The 19,511-nt window shown below is 71.6% G+C and carries 24 protein-coding genes and 1 riboswitch; of the genes, 11 read left to right on the top strand and 13 right to left on the bottom strand.

Annotated features, from left to right (window positions below):
• Positions 1 to 4: 4 nt before the first annotated feature.
• The gene (locus OG589_RS11650) at positions 5 to 517 is read right to left on the bottom strand and encodes a methylated-DNA--[protein]-cysteine S-methyltransferase (RefSeq protein WP_405148591.1); all 513 of its coding nucleotides are present in this window, start codon (positions 515 to 517) and stop codon (positions 5 to 7) included.
• Between the two features lie 1,167 nt (positions 518 to 1,684).
• Here OG589_RS11650 and OG589_RS11645 point away from each other — a divergent pair.
• Both OG589_RS11645 and OG589_RS11640 read left to right on the top strand, forming a co-directional pair.
• On the top strand, positions 1,685 to 2,089 hold the full coding sequence (locus OG589_RS11645) for a hypothetical protein (protein ID WP_405148590.1): 405 nt from the start codon (positions 1,685 to 1,687) through the stop codon (positions 2,087 to 2,089).
• Positions 2,090 to 2,107: 18 nt separating this feature from the next.
• Entirely contained in the window at positions 2,108 to 2,485 is a 378-nt protein-coding gene (locus OG589_RS11640) for an alpha/beta fold hydrolase (RefSeq protein ID WP_405152016.1), read from the top strand.
• Between the two features lie 46 nt (positions 2,486 to 2,531).
• On the opposite strand, the gene OG589_RS11635 is transcribed toward OG589_RS11640, so the two are convergent.
• Positions 2,532 to 3,491, bottom strand: coding sequence for an LLM class flavin-dependent oxidoreductase (locus tag OG589_RS11635; protein ID WP_405148589.1), 960 nt, complete (start codon positions 3,489 to 3,491; stop codon positions 2,532 to 2,534).
• Positions 3,492 to 3,673: 182 nt separating this feature from the next.
• Between OG589_RS11635 and OG589_RS11630 the strand changes: the two genes are divergently transcribed.
• A complete protein-coding gene (locus OG589_RS11630) occupies positions 3,674 to 4,258 on the top strand; it encodes a helix-turn-helix domain-containing protein (RefSeq protein WP_405148587.1) in 585 nt (194 codons plus the stop codon).
• A gap of 40 nt (positions 4,259 to 4,298) precedes the next feature.
• Here the strand turns inward: OG589_RS11630 and sigJ are convergent, their stop codons facing one another.
• The gene (gene sigJ, locus OG589_RS11625) at positions 4,299 to 5,225 is read right to left on the bottom strand and encodes an RNA polymerase sigma factor SigJ (RefSeq protein ID WP_405148586.1); all 927 of its coding nucleotides are present in this window, start codon (positions 5,223 to 5,225) and stop codon (positions 4,299 to 4,301) included.
• Between the two features lie 251 nt (positions 5,226 to 5,476).
• Entirely contained in the window at positions 5,477 to 6,127 is a 651-nt protein-coding gene (locus OG589_RS11620) for a TetR/AcrR family transcriptional regulator (protein ID WP_405148584.1), read from the bottom strand.
• A 78-nt stretch (positions 6,128 to 6,205) separates the two neighbouring features.
• Between OG589_RS11620 and OG589_RS11615 the strand changes: the two genes are divergently transcribed.
• A complete protein-coding gene (locus OG589_RS11615; RefSeq protein ID WP_405148582.1) occupies positions 6,206 to 7,639 on the top strand; it encodes a DHA2 family efflux MFS transporter permease subunit in 1,434 nt (477 codons plus the stop codon).
• A gap of 6 nt (positions 7,640 to 7,645) precedes the next feature.
• On the opposite strand, the gene crcB (OG589_RS11610) is transcribed toward OG589_RS11615, so the two are convergent.
• From crcB (OG589_RS11610) to crcB (OG589_RS11600), 3 genes are read right to left on the bottom strand one after another with little or no spacing between them, the layout of a single operon-like run.
• Positions 7,646 to 8,014 carry a fluoride efflux transporter CrcB gene (gene crcB, locus OG589_RS11610; protein ID WP_405148580.1) on the bottom strand — a complete coding sequence of 123 codons (369 nt, stop codon included), beginning with the start codon at positions 8,012 to 8,014 and terminating at the stop codon, positions 7,646 to 7,648.
• Positions 8,011 to 8,367 carry a DUF190 domain-containing protein gene (locus tag OG589_RS11605; RefSeq protein WP_405148578.1) on the bottom strand — a complete coding sequence of 119 codons (357 nt, stop codon included), beginning with the start codon at positions 8,365 to 8,367 and terminating at the stop codon, positions 8,011 to 8,013. Before OG589_RS11605 ends, crcB (OG589_RS11610) begins: the two co-directional genes overlap by 4 nt.
• Positions 8,364 to 8,930 carry a fluoride efflux transporter CrcB gene (gene crcB, locus OG589_RS11600; protein ID WP_405148577.1) on the bottom strand — a complete coding sequence of 189 codons (567 nt, stop codon included), beginning with the start codon at positions 8,928 to 8,930 and terminating at the stop codon, positions 8,364 to 8,366. Before crcB (OG589_RS11600) ends, OG589_RS11605 begins: the two co-directional genes overlap by 4 nt.
• A gap of 130 nt (positions 8,931 to 9,060) precedes the next feature.
• Positions 9,061 to 9,152: riboswitch (Fluoride riboswitch) on the bottom strand.
• Positions 9,153 to 9,189: 37 nt separating this feature from the next.
• Here crcB (OG589_RS11600) and OG589_RS11595 point away from each other — a divergent pair.
• The 6 genes from OG589_RS11595 to OG589_RS11570 all read left to right on the top strand — a co-directional run bounded on the left by OG589_RS11595 (position 9,190) and on the right by OG589_RS11570 (position 14,509).
• Entirely contained in the window at positions 9,190 to 9,402 is a 213-nt protein-coding gene (locus OG589_RS11595; RefSeq protein ID WP_405148575.1) for a hypothetical protein, read from the top strand.
• A gap of 410 nt (positions 9,403 to 9,812) precedes the next feature.
• Positions 9,813 to 10,688 carry an LLM class F420-dependent oxidoreductase gene (locus OG589_RS11590; RefSeq protein WP_405148573.1) on the top strand — a complete coding sequence of 292 codons (876 nt, stop codon included), beginning with the start codon at positions 9,813 to 9,815 and terminating at the stop codon, positions 10,686 to 10,688.
• 57 nt (positions 10,689 to 10,745) lie between these two features.
• Positions 10,746 to 11,408 carry a class I SAM-dependent methyltransferase gene (locus OG589_RS11585; protein WP_405148572.1) on the top strand — a complete coding sequence of 221 codons (663 nt, stop codon included), beginning with the start codon at positions 10,746 to 10,748 and terminating at the stop codon, positions 11,406 to 11,408.
• Between the two features lie 341 nt (positions 11,409 to 11,749).
• Positions 11,750 to 12,157, top strand: a complete 408-nt coding sequence (locus OG589_RS11580) for a YciI family protein (RefSeq protein ID WP_405152015.1) — start codon at positions 11,750 to 11,752, stop codon at positions 12,155 to 12,157.
• A gap of 7 nt (positions 12,158 to 12,164) precedes the next feature.
• A complete protein-coding gene (locus OG589_RS11575) occupies positions 12,165 to 13,409 on the top strand; it encodes an RNA polymerase sigma factor (protein ID WP_405148571.1) in 1,245 nt (414 codons plus the stop codon).
• A gap of 230 nt (positions 13,410 to 13,639) precedes the next feature.
• On the top strand, positions 13,640 to 14,509 hold the full coding sequence (locus tag OG589_RS11570) for a pentapeptide repeat-containing protein (protein ID WP_405148569.1): 870 nt from the start codon (positions 13,640 to 13,642) through the stop codon (positions 14,507 to 14,509).
• Here the strand turns inward: OG589_RS11570 and OG589_RS11565 are convergent.
• Together OG589_RS11565 and OG589_RS11560 are read right to left on the bottom strand one after the other, a co-directional pair.
• Positions 14,500 to 14,925 (bottom strand): nucleoside deaminase, encoded by a 426-nt coding sequence (locus OG589_RS11565; RefSeq protein WP_405148568.1) that lies wholly within the window; start codon positions 14,923 to 14,925, stop codon positions 14,500 to 14,502. The genes OG589_RS11570 and OG589_RS11565 overlap by 10 nt on opposite strands.
• On the bottom strand, positions 14,922 to 15,791 hold the full coding sequence (locus OG589_RS11560) for an LLM class flavin-dependent oxidoreductase (protein ID WP_405148567.1): 870 nt from the start codon (positions 15,789 to 15,791) through the stop codon (positions 14,922 to 14,924). Before OG589_RS11560 ends, OG589_RS11565 begins: the two co-directional genes overlap by 4 nt.
• Positions 15,792 to 15,884: 93 nt before the next feature.
• On the opposite strand from OG589_RS11560, the gene OG589_RS11555 reads away from it, so the two are divergent.
• Complete coding sequence (locus tag OG589_RS11555; protein WP_405148565.1) at positions 15,885 to 16,331, top strand: Lrp/AsnC family transcriptional regulator; 447 nt, start codon at positions 15,885 to 15,887, stop codon at positions 16,329 to 16,331.
• Position 16,332: 1 nt separating this feature from the next.
• Here OG589_RS11555 and OG589_RS11550 read toward each other — a convergent pair whose 3' ends face one another.
• The 4 genes from OG589_RS11550 to OG589_RS11535 all read right to left on the bottom strand — a co-directional run bounded on the left by OG589_RS11550 (position 16,333) and on the right by OG589_RS11535 (position 19,430).
• Positions 16,333 to 16,950 carry a fasciclin domain-containing protein gene (locus OG589_RS11550; RefSeq protein WP_405148563.1) on the bottom strand — a complete coding sequence of 206 codons (618 nt, stop codon included), beginning with the start codon at positions 16,948 to 16,950 and terminating at the stop codon, positions 16,333 to 16,335.
• Positions 16,951 to 17,232: 282 nt separating this feature from the next.
• Entirely contained in the window at positions 17,233 to 18,252 is a 1,020-nt protein-coding gene (locus OG589_RS11545) for a hypothetical protein (protein WP_405148562.1), read from the bottom strand.
• 80 nt (positions 18,253 to 18,332) lie between these two features.
• Entirely contained in the window at positions 18,333 to 18,626 is a 294-nt protein-coding gene (locus OG589_RS11540; RefSeq protein WP_405148561.1) for a hypothetical protein, read from the bottom strand.
• A 63-nt stretch (positions 18,627 to 18,689) separates the two neighbouring features.
• The gene (locus OG589_RS11535; RefSeq protein WP_405148560.1) at positions 18,690 to 19,430 is read right to left on the bottom strand and encodes a DUF4118 domain-containing protein; all 741 of its coding nucleotides are present in this window, start codon (positions 19,428 to 19,430) and stop codon (positions 18,690 to 18,692) included.
• Positions 19,431 to 19,511 lie beyond the last annotated feature (81 nt).

Raw genomic sequence — 19,511 nt, 5'->3', positions numbered from 1 at the left:
ACGGTCAGAACAACCGTCCAGCGCTGACCGCAGGCGGCTCCTCAAGCTCCAGCAGCGCCTGCTTGCGTTCCAGTCCGCCGGCGTATCCGGTGAGGGAACCATTAGAGCCGACGACGCGGTGGCACGGCACGAAGACGCACAGCGGGTTCGCACCCACGGCCTGTCCGACCCGTTGCGCGAGACTGCGGTCTCCGACCTGCTCGGCGATCCGACCGTAGGTGGTCGTGTCACCACACTGAATGCTCTTCACGATGTCCCAGACGGCGTGCTGGAACGCGTCACCCTCGGCGGCGAGCGGAAGATCGAACTGCCTGCGCCGACCCGCCAGGTAGTGGCGCAGCTGTCGGGCAGCTTCGTTCAGCAGCGGGTCCGTGGAGCCGGCCACCTCGGGGCCGAACGTCTCCTGCGAGGGCCGGCGGACGTGGTGCCTGAAGTACAGGCCGGCAATCGTCTCGCCCTTTGCAACGAGCGTGATCGGTCCAAGGCGGGTCTCGATCACGATGTGTCGAGTGCTCATCTGCGTTTCCCTTCTCCCGGCTGGTAGACGTGCGCCGCCCGCAGAACGTGAGATTTCAGATGGTGTCGTTGCCGGTCGCCGTGCTAGGCGGCTGCAGGAAGCCTGCGGAGCTTCTCGCGAAGAAGCGTGCTCGACACGTCCGCGGCGTAGGGGAAGCAGACGACTCGCACACTGATCTCGGCAAACAGCGACTCGTAGGCATCCCAGCCCGCCGTGCCCTTCCAATCGCAGAATGCGACGGACCAGCCGCTGCCCCGTGCCCTACGAGAAGCTGTACAGGACGGCGAACGACACGCTCGTGGACTTGGTCTCCAGGCCCCTGAAGGTCACCGGCAACCAGTAACCGGCACCAACGGTCCAGGACGGCTTATCGGAGGCCGTCCGCACGCCCGGGACAGGTCTGGCCGACGGGTGCTGTACGGACCGCCCGGCGCGCTTTCGGGGGCGCCGGGCTCGCAGGGTCGGTCCCGTGGATTTCCTGACCAAGGTAGCGCCGGCCCAGGCGGCTCCGACGTCGGCCGACGAACCGGGCTGGTGGTACGAGCCCAAGTCCGCGTGTTTGTATCGGCGCCCTCAAGTACGTCCTCGCCCTGAATGAGGGCCACCGCTTCCACCACCTCAAGTGGGCCGGCATCGGCGACGTCACCCTGCAACGGCCCGGTTAGCAACTCCAGGCCGATGTCGGCTCCGACATGCTGGAGCTGGCCCGGCGCAACGCCGGGTAGGCCGGCGTGAGCAACGCCGAGTCGCCGGATCGAGCAGGTGCCGCGCGTGTCGGGCCCATCGCGCAGGCTGAAGTCCTGACAATCTTGGATACGCCGCTTTCGCGGCTTGTCGGACGTCAGCGCTCGTAGACATGGACGCAGCCGAGGCTTCTCGGCCAGGTGGTCAAAGGAGACCGCTCGCTCATGTTGTACAGCCCCCGCCGCTTGGAGGCCCTGTTCGGGGCCCCGCTGCACCTGCTCACCTACGCCCAGATCGCTGCTGTCATCGGTAATCCCGATGCCTGCGAAGCTGAGGACCTGGACTACAAGGGCGATATCCCATCCGGGGAGAAGGGCAGCGAGGACACCGCCGTCGACGTCGCCACCTTCGCCAACCACATCGGTGGACTGATCGTGGTCGGCATGGCCGAAGTCGGAGACATCCCCCTCCAAGGCACTGAACGTGTCCTTCAGCAAGCTGCAGAACCGGGTGCGCAACGTGGTGGCCACGCGAGTGCATCCGATGCCCCGCTTCGAGATGCGGGAGGTGGCCGACCCCTCCGACCCGGGCAAGGGCTTCTTGCTCATCTCGGTACCACCCAGCCCGCAGGCTCCACACGCCGTCTCCCTGCCCAGCGCGAAGGACAGCCCGCTGCGTTGGCCGCGCCGACACGGAGCCGACAAGGTGTGGCTCGGCGAGTCAGAGATCGCCGCCGCCTACCGGCGGCGCCTGATGGCGGCCGATGACCAGACCCAGCGACTGCGCCAGGAAGAGCAGAACGCCGTCCTGGCCACCGCGAGAAGTCCGAGGGAGTTACCGGAAGGTATGCCCTACCTGAGACAACTACGTGCTGAAACCGATAACTGACTCTTCGCATATCTCCTCATTGGCCCTCAGGGCTGGCCGGGGTGGCGGCTCGCCGTAGCTATAGGAGGTCCAGGCCTTTACCTGCGGGCCGACAGGTTCCGGGCCGCGTTCGCCGCCGACCTGCCCGTGTCCACCACCCGGCTCATGCAGGCCACCCAGCGGCCCTTCAGCGCCTCCTCCTTCACCGAGGTGACCAAGGCCGCCGCCTGGCACTCGATCCCCTCCTGGGGGCTGGTCGCCACCCAGGACAAGGCCATCCCGCCCGCCCTGGAACGCTTCTTCTACAAGCGCGCCAAGGCCCACATCGTCGAGGTCGCCGCCTCCCACGTCGCCATGATCAGCCACCCGGGGACCACCACCCGCCTCATCGAGGACGCCGCGCGTATGGCCGACTGAACCGGCCGGGCGCGCACGGCACCCCCGGTTCGCGTGCGGGCGCGCCTCACGCGTTCGCGGGCCCATCGGTCCCGGCGGCCCTCCCGGCAGGCGGCCGGGCCTGCCGGACCGCCTCGCGAACCGCCGGCGCGATCTCGCGCGCCCACCGGCCGAGCGCGACGTCGGGCGGCGTGCGGTCGGCGACGGGGAAGTAGGTGAATCCCGCCGCCCCGTGTTCAAGGACCGCCGTGGTGAGCTCGTCGGCCCACTGCTCGGGCGAGCCGCCGATCCAGCGTCCGGAGTCGTCGCGCGTGGCCGGCAGCGGCGAGGTCGTGATGCGGCCGGGGAGGTTGTAGACGGTCGCGATCTCCGAAGGGTCCCTGCCCACGGCCGCGGCCGCCTCGTCGATGAGGGGGCGCGACTGGGCGAACCGCGAGCTCCGCCAGTCGGCGGCGTGACCGGGGATCCAGCCGTCGGCGAGCCGGCCCGTGACCGCCAGTGACTTCGGGCCGAGCGAGCCCGTCCAGATCGGCGGGGTCGGGACCTGCGCGGGAACCAGGCCCGCGACCTGGTAGAACTCCCCGTCGAAGGTGACCGGGCCGCCACCGCCCGACAGAGCCCTCACCACGGTGATCGCCTCCTCCAGCGCCCGGACGGCCGCCGCCGGCGAAAGCGGTTCCACGCCCAGCTTGGCGATCTCCTGCCACAGCCCGCCCGCGCCCATCCCGAGCACGACGCGTCCGCCCGACAGCGCCGACAACGCGGTGACCGTCCGGGCCAGCATGGGCGCGGGACGGCTCGGCAGGTTGGTGACGTTCACGGCCCCGGCGATGCCGGTCGTCCGGCCGAGGACGACGCCCAGCGCCGCGTACGCGTCCAGCCTTTCGGCGAAGTACGGGTGGTCGGACACGCTGACGAGGTCGAGCCCCTCGCGATCCGCTCGCACCGCGTGCCGGAGTAGCGCGTCCACCTCGCCGGCCCCGGTCTCGAGCCCGAAACCGAACAGAACTTTCCCGTCCGCCGTCATGGCACGCCTCCTCATTAGTTCGTGTTACGAATAGTTCCTATCACGAACTAGATCGGTGTCAAGCCGTGGACCCCTCGGCCCCAACGGGCCGGCGCGCCTGGGAGGTCTCGCCGGGGCGGGTGAGAGCGCGCCGGCATGAGCCGTCGGAGCAAGCAGCTTTGCCGATCTGGCAAGCTGAGAGGATGGAAGACGAACTGGACAAGGTCCTGACCGCGGTCGGGCCCCGTCTGCGCGCGCTCCGCCAGCAGCGCGACGTCACGCTGGCCGACCTGTCCGCGGAGACCGGCATCTCGGTCAGCACGCTGTCGCGGCTGGAGTCCGGCCGGCGCCGGCCGAACCTCGAACTGCTGTTGCCGCTGGCCAAGGCCCACGGCGTCCCACTGGACGAGCTCGTCGGCGCGCCTCCCACCGGAGATCCGCGCATCCACCTGCGCCCGATCACCCGCGTCGGGCGGACGATGGTGCCCCTGACGCGCCGGGCCGGAGGCGTCCAGGCGTACAAGGTGGTCATCCCCGCGAGCCCGCGCCCGCAGGTACCCGAGCCCAAGGTGCACGAGGGCTATGAATGGCTCTACGTCCTGAACGGGCGGCTGCGGCTGGTCCTCGGCGAGCAGGACCTGGTGCTCTCCCCCGGCGAGGCCGCCGAGTTCGACACCCGTGTGCCCCACTGGTTCGGCAGCGTCGGCAGCGAACCCGTCGAGTTCCTGTGCCTGTTCGGCAGGCAGGGCGAGCGCGCCCACGTCCGCGCACGCCCCAAGGCGAAATAACGCCCCCGGGCCGGCATCGCCGGTGGCCAGGAGTTCATCTCTATCCGACACGGGCGAGCTTGTCGGGGTTGGTCACGGCGTAGACACCGCGCACCTGGCCGCCGTCGGGGGTGAGGTCGAGGACGATGACCGCGAAGACCACGTCGCCCGACATCAGCAGCGCCGACGGATCACCGTTGACCCTGCGGTGGCGGACGCCGAGGTCGGGGATGGGACGCCGGGCAGCGTCGCCGATGATCAGGCGGGCGACCTTGTCGCGGCCGTGGACCGGCCGCAGGCCCGCCGCGCGCGCCTTGCCGCCGCCGTCGGCCCACAAGGTGACCTCGGGCGCCAGGACCTCCATCAGCGCGTTGAGGTCGCCGCCGACCACGGCGTCGAGGAAGCGTTCTGTCACCTGCCGCCGGACCCGCGGATCCGCCTGGTAGCGGGGGCGCCGGGCGTGCACGTGCTCGCGGGCGCGGTGGGCGAGCTGGCGGATCGCCGAGGGGCTGCGGTCCAGGATCCCGGCGATCTCGGTATGGGCGTAGCCGAACACCTCGTTCAGCACGAACACCGCGCGCTCCAGCGGGGTGAGCGTCTCCAGCACCACCAGAAGTGCCATCGACACCGACTCGGCCCGTACCGCCGGCTCGGAGGCGTCACCGCCGCCGGCCGCCGGCGGAGCGCCGTCCGGCGGGGTGACGAGCGGCTCGGGCAGCCAGGGCCCGACGTACTCCTCCCGGCGGCGGCTGATGCTCGCCTGGCGGGCCAGCGCCCGGTTGACCGCGATGCGCACCAGATAGGCGCGCGCGTTGTCGATCCGCTCACCGGACGCCGACCGGCTCCTCCGTGCCCACGCCAGCCACGTCTCCTGCAGCACGTCCTCGGTGTCGGCGACGCTGCCCAGCATGTTGTACACGACGGAGAACAGCAGCTCTCGATGGCCGACGAAGACCCGCGTCGCCGTCTCCTCCGGGGTGTCGGACATCCTGGGTTCCTCCTGCCGCGGTCGCTACCGTCACATCGTCAGAGCGCCGGCGGCCCCAGGAGTGTGACACCGGTTGCCGTAAGTCGCAGTTTTCGGGCACCACCCGGTAGTACGCGAACGGGCGGGAGAGCGGAGGCGACCGGTGGAGGAGCCGGCGGTGGACGCGTCGGGCACCGCGCCGGCCGCGTTCCCACCCTGCAAGGAAGGCGCTCGCTGCGGCATGCTCCAGGCACTCGACGCCGCGAGCCGGCCTAGGCGCTCTGAGCGGCGGGGCCGAAGGCCCGGAGGAACGTGTCGACGGCGCCGCGGGTCACCTCGCGTAGTTCGGCGTCGCCGATCTCGCGGGTGCCCATCTTGGAGCGTGCCTCCATCGGGCCGGTGAGCAGGGCCAGGAACTGCTCGGCCGCCTGCGCGGGGTCGGCGGCGCGCAGGCGCCCGGCGAGCGTGAGCCGGGCCAGCCGGTCGGCCAGCGCCTGGCTGAGGCGGTGCGCTCCGTGCTCGCGGACGATGTCGAGCACGTCGGGAAGCCTCGCGACCTCCGCGTAGAGCAACCGCCGCAGCGCGCACGAGCGGTCGCCGCAGTGGTGGCGGAGGAGGGTGAGGCCCACCTCCTCCAGCGTCGCGCGCAGGTCGTCGCCGGGCTCGAAGAGCGGCTCCAGCGCCGCCAGCCTCTCGTCCAGCGCGGTGCGCGCCGCGGCCTCCATCGCGTGCCTGAACAGGGTGGCCTTGTCGGTGAGGTGGTTGTACACGGTGGGCTTGGCCACGCCCGCCTCATCGGCGATCTCCTGCACGCACGCCTGGGCGTACCCCTGCCGGGCGAACACCGTGAACGCGGCCTCGACGATGGCGTGACGCTTGTCGATCCGTCCGTGCGAGGCGGCCGTGGTTCTGGCTCCGGTCATACGCCGATTGTACTGACCGGTTCAACTGACCGGACAGGCCGGTTGCGCATGAACCAAGTTGATAACTAGATTGAACGCATGAGTTCAACTACTCCGGATGACCATCTCGATGCGCAGTCGTCGCGGATGATCGCCGTGATCCTTCTCGGCGGGCTGCTCGGCATCCTCAACAGCACGATGGTCGCCGTCGGCACCGGCACCCTGGCCACCGCGTTCGGCACCTCGCTGAGCACGATCGGCTGGGCCTCCACCTGCTTCCTGCTGGCCGTCACGGCCACCATCCCCTTCACCACCTGGGCCGTCGACCGGTTCGGCGGAAAGAGGCTGTGGCTGTACGGCCTGACCGTGTTCCTGGCCGGATCGCTCGCCGCGGGGCTCGCCTGGGACGTCGGCAGCCTGATCGTCTTCCGTGTGGTGCAGGGCGCCGGCGCCGGCATCCTCGACCCGCTCGTCCTGATCCTGCTGGCGCGCGCCGCCGGCCCCCACCGCGCCGGGCGGGTGATGGGCCTGATGGGCGTGGTCCTCTCCCTCGGCCCGGTCCTCGGCCCGATCGCGGGCGGGCTCACCCTCAACGTCCTGCCGTGGCGCTGGATGTTCCTGCTCAGCGCGCCCGTCGCCCTCATCGCCATCGTGCTCGCCATACGGGTGGTGCCCGCCGACCCGCCGCCGGAGCGGCAGCCGCGTGCCCGGCTCGACGTCATCGGCCTGACCTTGATCGGCCCGGGCTTCGCGGCCCTCGTCCTGGCCCTGTCGCAGACGGCCGAGCACGGGACGTTCTCCGCCTGGCAGGTGCTCTCCCCCCTGGCCGCCGGCGCCGCGCTGCTGATCGGCTACGCCGCGCACGCGCTCCGCGCCCGGCGTACGCGGCCCCTGATCGACCTGCGGCTGTTCGCCAACCGCGGCTTCACGGCGAGCGTCGCCATCATGGCCCTCGTCGGCCTCGCGACCTTCGCCACCCTGTTCGCGCTGCCGCTGTACTACCAGCGGGCGCACGGGTACGGCGCGCTCGCCGCCGGGCTGCTGATGGCGCCGGTGGGCCTCGGCGGCGCCGTCGCCATGCCCCTGGCCGGACGGCTGTCGGACCGGCTCGGCGCCCGCGGGCCGGCCTGCGGCGGCGCGCTCGCGGCCGTACTCAGCGGGCTGGGCTTCACCCTGATCGGAGCGGAGACCGCGGTGCCGTGGCCCGTGCTGGCCGCCCTCGTCATGGGCCTCGGCCTCGGCTTCGTCGGCGCGCCCACGATGGGATCGCTGTACAGGACGCTGCCCGCGCCGCTGGTGGCACAGGGCAGCTCGGTGCTCTACATGCTCAACCAGCTCGGCGCCGCGATCGGCATCGCCGTCGTCACGCTCATCCTGCAGACCAGCGACGACCTGATGCGCGGCTTCCACGGCATCTACTGGTTCGCCGTCGCCATGATCGCGGTCGTGCTGGCCGCCATCCCGCTCCTGCCCGGCCGGCCCGGGGCGCCCGCCGTCCAGGACGCGCCCGCGATGTCCGGGAGGACACCCTGATACCGGTCAGGCGAGCACGGCGAGCGCGTAGCCCGCGGCGGCGGCCAGGACTCCGAGGAGGAGGCCGCCCACGGCGTTGAGCCCGGCCGCGAGGAACGAGCCCTCCTCCAGCAGGCGCGTCGTCTCGAAGCCGAAGGTGCTGAAGGTGGTGAGTGCCCCGCAGACGCCGGTGCCGACGAAGATCGGGACCTCCTGGGGGATGTGAAGCCTCGTTCCCAGGCCGATGAGGAATCCTAGGACGAGCGAGCCGACGAGGTTGACGGTGAACGTGCCCCAGGGGAAGACGGTGTCGTGGCGCTTCTGGATGAAGCGGTCAAGGAGGTACCGGGCGGGCGCGCCGAGGGCTCCCCCGGCGAAGACGAGCAGCACCGTCATCCGCCGGCCTCGCTCTCGGCCTTCCTGCCGACGTAGCGGTAGACGTCCACCGGATCCACGATCACCAGGCCTTCGGTCACGAGCGCGTCCAGCTCCGCCATGAATTCGTTGATCTTCTGCTCGGCGTCCACGATGACGATCGCCACCGGCAGGTCCTCACTGAGCGACAGCAGCCTGGTGGTGTGGATCAGCGAGGACGCACCGAAGCCCTCGACCCCGCGGAACACGCTGGCACCGGCCAGGCCATGCCGGTGAGCGCGGTGCACGATCTCGGTGTACAGCGGCCGGTGCCGGTACTGGTCCGTCTCGCCGATGAAGATCGTCAGGCGGACGGCCCTGCCGTGCAGTCTCATCGGGAACTCCTCTCGCCAGAGCGTCGTACCGGGATGCCGGCCAGGGCGCGGGCCAGCGCCATCCCGCACCAGACCGCCACCAGCCCGGCCAGCAGGCTGCCCGCCGCGTACGAATCGGCCACGGCCCAGTGTCCACCACGGGCGAGCTGCAGGATCTCGGTGGTGAAGGTGGAGAACGTCGTGTAGCCCCCGAGGAAGCCGACCCCGAGAAAGGGCCGCACATAACGGCTCGGCGGCCACACGTCCAGGACGAACACCATCAGCAGGCCTAGCGCGAAGCAGCCGGTCACGTTGATCAGGAAGGTCGCCCACGGGAACCCCCCGGCGGGGGTCGGGATCGCCCGGCCCACCAGATAGCGGGCGACGCTGCCGAGCCCGCCGCCCAGGGCGATCACCAGGAGCACGCTCGCGGCCCCTCCCGTACGCCTCCCGGGACGGGCCTCGAAGACGTCGCGCTCCGGATGCGCCCGCTCGTCGGCGACGTCGACGTCCGAGTCGATCGGCAGGTCACTCCCGCTCGGGGCGTCCGGCTCGGACGGCTCCCCAGACGGATGCGCTGTCACACGCCACTCCCTTCCGTGATGGACCATGCTCCCGGACGCGTCGGCCGGCACGTTACGGGTGCGGCGGCGCGCGGGCACCATGATGTGGCCGTCGGGAGGTCTCATGAAGTGCCCCCACTCAATGCCTGACGGATCGTCAGGAACCATCAGCCGGGAGGCGGTTCGGGCGGCGGCTGTGCGGGCAGCGGCACCGTCCCGGCGGGATCCATCGCCGTAGCAGGCAGTCTACCGCCGGGGCGGTTCTGGGCCCGCGGCTCGGGTGAGGCGGGCGGCGAGGGCGCGCAGGTGCCCGGCGAGCTCGGCGAGCTCACCGCCGGGCCACTCGCACCCGCTGGGCAACCTGTGGTGGATCCAGACCCGCGTCGAGGAGGTCGGCCCGCAGGAGATGGAACGCCGGCTGACCGACCCGGTGTTCACCAGGGCGATGGAATACGTCCAGAGCGCCGACTTCTTCCCCGGCCGGGTCCGGTGAATGAGAGCACCAGGCCCGCTCAGCTTCGCTGGATACGATAAGATCTCCGTGCGGTACCGGCTGAACCACGCCACCCGCGGCCCGTCTGGACCCGTTCACCGTCCACCGCCGCGCGTGCTTCGCCAGGGTGCCGTCTCGCGGTGAGGCTCATCTCCACCGGGTCCCGCGTCCTTTTCGCGACCACACCGGTCGGCCATGCCCGCCCACCCAGGCGCCCCTTCCACGGACCTGCCCGGGGGCAGGTACGTCCCTCCCTCGACCATGCCCGCAGGCTCCTTCGGCGACCCGCGGGGATGGTCCCCCTCGACGAACCAGCGCGACACGGCGCTGGTCGCACCCTGGCAACCCCCGCGACAGGGCGGGCCTCCGGCATGCCCTGAAGCTCGGCCTGCCTCGAAAAGGAGCACTCGATGAAACTCGGTCTCACCTGCCCCCGCTTCAGCTGGCCCGGCGGCGACACCGCCATCGCCGGGAAGTTCGCGGCCGTCGCGCGCGGCGCGGACGAAGCCGGCCTGCACAGCCTCTGGGTGATGGACCACCACTTCCAGATCCCCAACTTCGGCGCCGCGGAGGACCCGATGCTGGAGGCGTACACCGCCCTGGCCTACGCCGCCGCCCTCACCAGCCGGGTCACGCTCGGCACGCTCGTCACCGGCGCCACCTACCGCGAGCCCGGCATGCTGGTGAAGCAGGTCACCACCCTGGACACGCTGTCCGGCGGTCGCGCCGTCCTCGGGATCGGCGCCGGCTGGTACGAGCAGGAGGCCCGCGGCCTGGGCTTCCGCTTCCCACCGCTGGCCGAGCGCTTCGAGCGCCTGGAGGAGACGCTCCAGATCGCCCGGCAGATGTGGAGCGACGAGGACAAGCCCTACCAGGGACGGCACCACACGCTGGAGCGGACCCTCAACTCGCCGCAGGCCCTCTCCAGGCCGCACCCCCCGATCCTGGTCGGCGGCAGCGGGGAGAAGAAGACGCTCCGTCTCGTCGCCGAGTACGCCGACGCCTGCAACCTGCTCTTCGGCGCCGACGTGCCGCACAAGCTCGGCGTACTGCGCGCGCACTGCGAGCGCCTCGGACGGCCCTTCGAGGCCATCGAGAAGACGCTCCACATGCGCGTGGCCGACGGGCAGAGCGTCGACGAGAGCGTCCAGCGCTGCGGCGAGCTGGCGGCCCTCGGCGTCGACCATGTCATCGTGGCCTTCGGCGACGCCGCCGCCGACACCTCACTGGCCCACCTCGCCGCACTCGCCCCGCAGGTCTCCCTGATCACCCCAGCGGGCCGCTGACCGGCGTCCACCGAGCCCGGCGCCGTTCTTGTCGGTGCCGGGTGACACGATGCGCCGGTGCTGGAAGACAACACCGCGTCGATCGCGTCCTTCTGGGATGCCGCCGCCTCCTCCTTCGACGACGAGGCCGACCACGGTCTTCGTGATCCCGAGGTCAGGGCCGCGTGGGCGGAGCGGCTGCGTTCGTGGCTGCCTCCGTCCCCGGCCGACGTCCTCGACCTCGGCTGCGGCACCGGTTCCCTGACCCTGTTGCTGGCCGAGCAGGGGCACCGGCCGGTGGGGGTCGATCTGTCGCCGCTCATGGCCGAGCAGGCCAGGCGCAAGCTCACCGCGGCGGGCTTCGAGGTGACGACGCTGGTGGGCGACGCGAGCGACCCGCCTGCGGAGGCGGGGGCGTCATTCGACGTGATCCTCTCCCGTCACCTGCTGTGGACCCTGCCCGATCCCGAGGGCGCCCTGCGCCGCTGGGCCGGCCTGCTGCGGCCGGGCGGGCGCCTGGTCCTCATCGAGGGCCGCTGGGCCGCCCCTGCCGAGCCCGGCGACCGGCCCCTCTACGGGGAGGCCCCGTCACTGCCGTGGATGGGCGGGGTGGGGGCCGAGCGTCTCCTGCGGGCGCTGCTGCCGATCGCCGCGCACTCCCGCGCCGAGCCGCTCACCGATCCCCGCCTGTGGGGTCGCCCGATCCACGACGAGAGGTACGCCGTCATCGCCCACCCGTGAAAGCAGGGTTCGACGCGGCGACCCGGCCAGTCCGCCCGTGAACGCGTGGCCCGGCGCGCGAGCCGGCGGGCGGCGGGTCGACGCCTGCTTCCGCGCGGCCGGACTCGGCGACGGCGACCTCGCCGCCGTCCGCGCCCGCCTCGTCGCCCCCCGGTGAGGCCACCACGGCCGTACGCGGGCCCCGGGACCAGGCGACCCGGCCCCAGGCGGCCCCGCGCGCGGGCGCAGGAGGAAAATCACGAATTGTTCGCGGGGGGATGTCCGGGGCGGGGCCGTAGTCTCGACGTCTCTGGTGAGAGGCACCGAACGGGTGCCGGCGGAGAGGAGAGATCGTGAAGTACATGATCTTGACTTACGGGTCGCAGCAGGACTACGACGGCATGGCGGGGAAGACCACAGGCACGCCGGCCTGGTCCGCGGAGGACTTCGCGGCGATGGGCGCGTTCATGGAGTCGTTCAACAAGGACCTGGAGGAGTCCGGCGAACTCGTCGAGACGCGAGCGCTGGCCGCTCCGGTCCACACCAGGAGGCTCGGGTCGCGGGGCGGCGTTCCGGTCGTGACGGACGGTCCGTACGCCGAGACCCAGGAGGTCCTGGCCGGTTACTGGATCGTGGAATGTGAGAGCTTCGATCGGGCGACCGAGATCGCCGCCCGGCTGGAGCGCTGCCCGGCTCCTGACCACGTGGCCGCGAGGGCCTACGCGGACGTACGGCCGATCGCGGAATCCCAGGCCGAGCTGGACCTCTGACCCTTTCGTGCCCGACACCGAGGTCGAGGACCTGCTGCGCCGGCTGGCGCCGCAGGTCCTCGGCGCGGTCGTACGGCGCTACGGGCACTTCGACACGGCCGAGGACGCGGCGCAGGAGGCGCTCCTCGCGGCCGCCACGCGGTGGCCCAGGGACGGCGTCCCTGACAACCCGCGAGGGTGGCTGATCACGGTCGCGTCGCGCAGGCTCACCGACCTGCTGCGCGGCGAGCAGGCCCGCCGCCGCAGAGAGGACACCGTCGCCAGGTGGGCACCGCTGGAGCCGTCCCCGGCCCCCGCGGCGGGCAGGACGCCGTCCGGCACCGACGACACGCTCATCCTGCTGTTCATGTGCTGCCATCCCTCACTGTCGCCGGCGTCGCAGATCGCGCTCACCCTGCGGGCGGTCGGCGGCCTGACCACCGCGGAGATCGCCCGGGCGTTCCTGGTGCCCGAGGCGACCATGACCCGGCGCATCAGCAGGGCCAAGCAGCGCGTCAAGGAGAGCGGCATCCCGTTCGGCATGCCCCGGCATCCGGAGCACGCCGAACGGCTCGGCGCGGTCCTCCACGTGCTCTACCTGATCTTCAACGAGGGATACGCCAGTACTTCGGGGCCTGACCTGCAACGCGGTGAGCTGGCGGCCGAGGCGATCCGGCTGGCCCGCATGGTCCACCGGATGCTGCCCGGCGACGGCGAGGTCGCGGGGCTGCTCGCGCTCATGCTGCTCACCGACGCGCGCCGCCCGGCACGTACCGCGCCGGACGGCGGGCTGGTGCCGATGGCCGAGCAGGACCGGAGCCTGTGGAACGCCGCGTACATCGCCGAGGGCGTGGCGCTCATCACCGAGGCGCTCCCGCAGGGAGCACCCGGCCCGTACCAGCTCCAGGCGGCGATCGCCGCGGTCCACGACGAGGCGCCGAGCGCCGAGGCGACCGACTGGCCCCAGATCGCGGCGCTGTACGAACTGCTGCTGCGGATGTCCGGCAACCCGGTCGTGGCGCTGAACCACGCCGTCGCGGTGGCCATGGCACAGGGCCCGCAGGCGGGGCTCGACCTGGTCGCGAAGCTCCAGCACGACGAGCGGATCGCCGGGGACCACCGGCTGCACGCGGTGCGCGCGCACCTGCTGGAGATGGCCGGTGACCGCGCGGCGGCGCGTCACTCCTACCAGGAGGCGGCCCTGCGGACCACCAGCCTCCCCCAGCAGCGCTACCTCCACGCCAGAGCCGCCCGCCTGGCGGACGACCACTGAACCTGCCCGCCCGGCAGCGACGGGAGACGCCCGTCCGGCCGGCCCTTCGCCATCGACACCGCGACCGCGCGGTTGAGCGCGACGACGGACCCACTGCGGGCGGCCCGCCGCGGCCGGAGGATACGCCGCACCGATCCCGCCATCGCCCGGCCGACCCCGTCCACCAGAGTAAAGTCCCAGCCTAGAACGCCCAGAAGCGGTGCTCTCGACCCACCAGGAGACCACGCACATTGTCCGAGAAACGCGATCACGCCGAAGCCCTCGCCGGCAGGGGCCGCCTCGACCTGCGAGCCGACTGCGAGCGCTGCTTCGCGCTGTGCTGCGTCGCGCCGGCCTTCTCGGCCTCGGCGGACTTCGCGATCGACAAGGCGGCCGGGCAGGCCTGCCCGAACCTGCGCCCGGATTTCCGCTGCGGCATCCACGACGGCCTCAGGCAGCGGGGCTTTCCGGGGTGCACCGTCTACGACTGCTTCGGCGCGGGGCAGAAGGTCGCCCAGGTCACCTTCGGCGGGCGCGACTGGCGGCGGGCCCCGGGAACCGCCAGGCGGATGTTCGAGGTGTTCACGGTCATGCGGCACCTCCACGAGCTGCTCTGGTACCTGGCGGAGGCGCTGACGCTGGAGCCGGCCAGGGCGATCCACGGCGAGCTGAGCCTCGCGTACGACCGCACAGAACGCCTCACCCTCGACGAGCCCGGCGCGCTCGCGGAGCTGGACGTGGCCGCGCACCGGCAGGAGGTCAACGCCCTGCTGCTGCGCGCGAGCGAGCTGGTGCGGGCCGGAGCCGGCCGCAGGAGGAAGGATCGCAGAGGAGCCGACCTCATCGGGGCCGATCTCCGAGGCGCCGACCTCAGAGGCGCCAGCCTGCGCGGGGCCTACCTCATCGGAGCCGATCTCACGGGCGCCGACCTGAGGATGGCCGATCTCATCGGGGCCGACCTCCGGGACGCGAACCTCAGCGGCGCCGACCTCACCGGGAGCATCTTCCTCATCCAGTCCCAGCTCCACGCCGCCAGGGGCGACGCAGGCACGAGGCTTCCTCCCTCGCTCACCCATCCGGCGCACTGGGAGATCGGCTCCCCCGCGGCGGGTCAGGTGTAGTAGCCCTCGACCGGCACTCGCGCCTCGTCGAACAGCGCCGGGCCCTCCTGGCGCGCGCCCGCGGCGGCGGCGGCCGGCTTGAGGCCGGTGAGCTGCTCGGTGGAGAGCGCGAAGACGACGCGGCCGAGGCCGGATCGTTCGATCGCGCCCGCGCACATGCCGCACGGCTGGCAGCTGGTGTACATCGTGGTGGCGGCGGCGGTCGCGGGGTCGAGCTCGCGGGCCGCCCACCTGGCCAGCTTCAGCTCGGGGTGGGCGGTGATGTCGCCGTCGGTGAGCACCGTGTTGTGGTCTTCTACGAGCACGGTGCCGTCCGGGCCCGCCAGCAGCGACCCGAACGGCGGGTTCCCGCCCGCCCTGGCCGCGCTCGCGAGCTCGATGGCCCTGCGGAGAAGGCGTTCGTCGTCGTGTGTCACTGTCGCTCCGTTCGTGGGTTTCGCGCGCCGAGGTCCCAGCGGGCGGACACGGCCGCGAGCGCCTGCCACGCCGTACGCGGGTGGCAGGTCTCGCGCGGGTCGCCGTTGAAGGGGTCGAGCACGACGGTGCCGGCGCCGAGAAGGCGCAGCCGTTCGAGGTCGTCGGCGATCTGGTCGATCGTGCCCTCGCCGGCGAGCCGTTCCGGGCCGGTGACCTGCGACTCGGTGAGCCGCAGGGCGATGCGGGGGGCCAGTGCCGGGACGGGCCGTCCGAGCTCGGCCGCGACGGCCTTCAGCCGGTCCACGGACTCGGCCAGCCAGCCGGGGGTGAACCGCAGGGGGTGCCAGGCGTCTCCGAGGCGTACCGCCCGGCGCAGGGCCGCGTCGCTGTTGCCGCCCACCCAGATCGGTATGTGCCCGCTTCGGTAGTCGTTGTCGTTCTCCCAGGCGGCGCGCACCGCCCGGAGGTGGTCGTCGGTCAGCCTCCCGCGCCGCTCGAAGGGGACTCCGAGGGCCTCGAACTCCTGCCGGGCCCAGCCGATGCCCACGCCGAGGACCAGCCGATCACCGCTGAGCCGGTTGAGGTTGGCGGCCATGCGGGCGATGAGCAGCGGGTGCCGGTACGGCACGACGAGCACGGTGGTCCCGAGCCGGATCCGGTGGGTGACGCCGGCCAGCCACGCCAGCGTGGTGAAGGGCTCGTAGAACGGCGCCGGGTACTGCTCGGCGACGTCGGGCGTCACCGCGACGTGGTCGGAGACCATCAGCAGGTCGAAGCCCAGGCCCTCGACCGTCTGCGCCCAGCTCCGCAGCACGTCAGGGTCGGTGCCAGGCCCGAAGTTCGGAACGTTCACCCCTATTTGCACTGGTCAAGGCTATCGAGTGATCACTTGCGGCCGGAAGGGGCTTCTCCCGGCGTACCGGCCGATCAGCCGTGGATCTGCCGGTATCTTTGCCCGATGACCGAGAGTCTTGACGCCACCGACTGGTCGATCCTGGTCGAGGTGCAGCGGGACGGCCGCATCCCGCTCACCGAGCTCGGCCGGCGGGTCAACCTCAGCGCCTCCGCGGCGACCGAGCGGGTCAGGCGGCTGGAGGCGGCGGGCGTCATCACCGGCTACCACGCGAGCGTCGACCTGGTGAAGGTCGGTCTGGCCGTGCTCGCCGTGGTGCGCCTCAAGTACCCGGGGAGCCGGCACGAGCCCCTGCACCGGCTGCTCGCCGAGCGCTTCGAGATCCTGGAGTGCCTGCGGACCACCGGCGACGACTGCTACACGCTGAAGGTGGCCGCGGCCTCGATGGCCCACCTCGAACAGCTGGTCAACGAGCTGGCGCAGCTCGGCAGCACGACCACCAGCATCGTGTACAGCCAGACGCTCCCCTACCGCGGCCCCCAGGGGCCCTAGCTCACTTCTTGGGCGTCAGGACCCCGTCGATCAGGTAGAGGGTGGCGTTCCGGGTCTGCAGGTTGCCGCAGACCGCCTGGGCGTCGTTGACCTTGATCTTGTCACGGGAGTTCCTAGTGGTGATCTTGTCGCCTTCCAGGGAGGTGAAGCTGCCCCTCTTGAGGTCGTCGGGCGTCTTCCTGCCCTGCACGACGTGGTAGGTGAGCACCTTGGTCAGCGCGTTCTTGTCCGCGAGGAGCTTGTCGAGCTTCCGCTTCCCGAGCTTCTTGAAGGCGTCGTTGGTCGGCGCGAACACGGTGATGTCCTTGGTGGTGTTCAGCTTGTTCACCAGACCCGCCTTGTTGACGGCCGAGTAGAAGGTGGACAGGTCCGGGCTGTGCGCGGCGGCGGTGACCACCCGCAGCCTCGCCAGGTCGGCGACGCTCCCGGGGCCCGACTGCGGCAGGGACGAGCACCCCGGGCCGACCGGTGAGGAGGCCGGCGTGGGATTCGGCGCCTGGACGACGCCCGCCGTCACCGCGGCCTCGCTCGCGCCGGTGGCGGCGCCGGCCGAGGTGCCGTAGGCGGTCGTGAGCGACAGAGCCGCCACGACCGGAAGGGCGAGAAGACGAGTGTTCATGTGCCTGTCCCCTTTTGCGCTCTTTGAAAGGGCGGCCACCTGGCGCAACGAGTCGTTCACGGCACGGCCCCCGCAGACGGTGACACTCCCATTCTCGCCGGACGGTTCCCATCCCCACCCAACGCCCGGGGCGACATGCCCTAAAACGTGCTCCATGCCGCCTTAACTCCATCGACATCGTTTTAGTGGCGTTTAACGGGGATATTTCCGTAAATTACGCCATGAAAATCCCAATGCGGGTGGGAGAGTCCTTTGCCGTGTACCTGGCAACAAGGGATTGGGTCAGTGGAGGCCAAGAGTGTGGGCGAGGTCGGTGGCTTCGCGGGTCCAGCGGGCGCAGAGGGAGAGGCCGGCCGCTCGGGCGGCGTAGCCGGCGTCCGGGTCGGCGGTGGTGACGTCGCCGTAGCCACGGTGCCGGTCGGCCGAGGCCGTTTCGAGGCTCCTGACCGTGAGCCAGTCGTACTTCACCGCGCCGGCGCAGATGCCCAGCCGCACCACGCGTTCGTCGCCGGACCAGCCGGCCTCGCGAAGTCCTTCGAGGTAGGCCCGCGTGGCCCGGACGTCGAGCTCGTCGAGCACGTCGTGGGGCAGCAGCAGGTCGAAGACGCAGTCGGGGACGAGGTTGCCGATGTCCTCCCCGAGAGCCCCGTCCCCGGCGAAGGCCCAGTCGAGCAGGACCACCTCACCGTTCGGGCGCCGCACGATGTTGTTGGGCCAGACGTCGAGGTGGCAGACCGTGCGGGGCAGCGCCTCCATGATCGACAGCAGGCGTTCACGGTCGCGGTGCAGGCGCAGCAGGCCCTCGCGGAGTTCCCGCGGGAAGTGGTCCTCGATCAGTCGCTGGGACCACGCCCGATCGTCGTCGAGCAGGTGCCACTCGGCAGGGCGTGAGGTGCTGTAGTCCCGGAGGAAGCCCGTGCTGAGCCAGGGGTCCCGGGGAAGGTCCGCGCGTCCCTGGCTCCGCCCGAGGGCTCGGGCGGTCGCGACGACGTCCTCCACGGACAACGCCGACGAGTGCCGGCCTTCGACGTCCTCCAGCAGCAGTTCTATGTCGCCTTCACCGGTCTCCCTGACGTCGAGCACGGCCGGCGCGCCTAGGCCGAGCCGCCCGGGAAGTCCCGACCGGTAGGCGAGGGCTTCCCTGCGCCAGTAGTTCCAGTGCCTCGGGTCGGCGGAGGAGGACCAGTGTCCGGGGGCGTCGTCGCGGCGGTGGGTGAGGATCTTGTGGACGACGCCGCCCTCGCGCCAGATGCCACCGGTCACCCCGTTGGACCGGTTGTGGGTCAGCCGCTCGACAGGCACCCGATCACTCTAGGACCCGCGCGCCTCCAGGCCATCCCGGTGCCCTGGAGGCGTGTTCGCCTGGTCTCGTCCGGCGCCGGTCACACGAAGCGCTTGACGAACTCCAGTGCGGTGTCGGCGACCTCGCGCCAGCCGCTGTCGATGGTCAGCGCGTGGCCTCGGCCGCGGATCTCGACGATCTCCGTGATCGCCTGGTCGTCCTTCTGCTGCTTGTAGGAGGCGTTGGCGATGGCCCAGGGGACGGTGTGGTCCTTCTCGCCGGAGATGATCAGCAGCGGTCCCCGGTCGGGGTTGCCGGTGCCGACCTTGGCCTCGGTCCAGGGGTTTAGGTTGGCGGCTGCCGCCTGGAACAGCGGCGCGCCGGGGGCGGGCACGGCGAAGGCGTCGTACAGCTCCCTGGCCTCCTCCTCGCTTGCGTTGGCCTCAGGGTGCCTGGCCTAGCCGTTGGCGGCCGTGTCGAGCGCGGCGCCCACCTGGTCGGCCAGGGTGACCGCCACCAGGCGCGCCTGCAGGGGCGGGACGGCCCCAGGTGTGGGGTCGAGCAGGAACCGGCCGTAGAAATGGCCGTTGCCGAGCGTGCGCAGCTCGACCTCCTCGTCCGGTAGGCCCAGCCGGTCGACGTCCCAGCGCCTGCGTCCCCAGACCACCGAGCCGTCCTGTTCGAGCCGGGGCGGGTGGCCGATCAGGATCCCGTACTGGAAGCGGCAGCCGCGCAGCTGCAGCAGGTCGGTGAGCTGGGCCCTGACGTGGTCGACCACCACCTCGGGTGACCTGGACGACTGGGCCAGCTCGGCGGTGTCGTGGATCTGGGCCAGGTAGCCGGCGTCGGTGACCGCGACCACCCGCAGGCGCCGCGCCCGGGCGGCCAGCTGGGACACGGCCAGGCCCACGATGAGCAGCAGGGCGGCGGTCTGGATGTCCGCGGGGCTGGTGACGGTGAACCGCTGGTAGGGCGGGGCGAAGAAGAAGTCGAACCACAGGGCGGCCGACACCGCCGCGAGCGCGCCCGCCAGGCGGTGCCCGTTGGCGGCCACCGCGACCACGACGACGACCAGCGCGAGGGCCACGTTGGTGTTCGACAGGCCCGCGCGGAACGGCACGAGCACCGCCGAGACGGCCAGCGGGGCCACCAGTGCCGCCACGATCGCGAGGCGGTCCCTGTCCAGGTAGCGAAGCACAGCCGCACCCCCGTCCTGTGCGCCAAGGCCGACGCCCTACCCCTACCCGGCCGCACCCTCTCCGACCAGGCCATCCGAACC

Source organism: Sphaerisporangium sp. NBC_01403 (assembly GCF_045040145.1).
GTDB classification, from domain to species: Bacteria; Actinomycetota; Actinomycetes; order Streptosporangiales; family Streptosporangiaceae; genus Sphaerisporangium; species Sphaerisporangium viridialbum.
Note: the sequence above shows the minus strand (reverse complement) of the source record. Positions and strands in the feature narration are given on the sequence as shown.

Bases quoted from the DNA above. Each gene is read 5' to 3' on its own strand.
- OG589_RS11650 (WP_405148591.1), bottom strand. From the start codon at position 517: ATGAGCACTCGACACATCGTGATCGAGACCCGCCTTGGACCGATCACG.
- OG589_RS11635 (WP_405148589.1), bottom strand. From the start codon at position 3,491: ATGACGGCGGACGGGAAAGTTCTGTTCGGTTTCGGGCTCGAGACCGGG.
- OG589_RS11630 (WP_405148587.1), top strand. From the start codon at position 3,674: ATGGAAGACGAACTGGACAAGGTCCTGACCGCGGTCGGGCCCCGTCTG.
- sigJ (WP_405148586.1), bottom strand. From the start codon at position 5,225: ATGTCCGACACCCCGGAGGAGACGGCGACGCGGGTCTTCGTCGGCCAT.
- OG589_RS11620 (WP_405148584.1), bottom strand. From the start codon at position 6,127: ATGACCGGAGCCAGAACCACGGCCGCCTCGCACGGACGGATCGACAAG.
- OG589_RS11615 (WP_405148582.1), top strand. From the start codon at position 6,206: ATGAGTTCAACTACTCCGGATGACCATCTCGATGCGCAGTCGTCGCGG.
- crcB (WP_405148580.1), bottom strand. From the start codon at position 8,014: ATGACGGTGCTGCTCGTCTTCGCCGGGGGAGCCCTCGGCGCGCCCGCC.
- OG589_RS11605 (WP_405148578.1), bottom strand. From the start codon at position 8,367: ATGAGACTGCACGGCAGGGCCGTCCGCCTGACGATCTTCATCGGCGAG.
- OG589_RS11590 (WP_405148573.1), top strand. From the start codon at position 9,813: ATGAAACTCGGTCTCACCTGCCCCCGCTTCAGCTGGCCCGGCGGCGAC.
- OG589_RS11580 (WP_405152015.1), top strand. From the start codon at position 11,750: ATGATCTTGACTTACGGGTCGCAGCAGGACTACGACGGCATGGCGGGG.
- OG589_RS11555 (WP_405148565.1), top strand. From the start codon at position 15,885: ATGACCGAGAGTCTTGACGCCACCGACTGGTCGATCCTGGTCGAGGTG.
- OG589_RS11550 (WP_405148563.1), bottom strand. From the start codon at position 16,950: ATGAACACTCGTCTTCTCGCCCTTCCGGTCGTGGCGGCTCTGTCGCTC.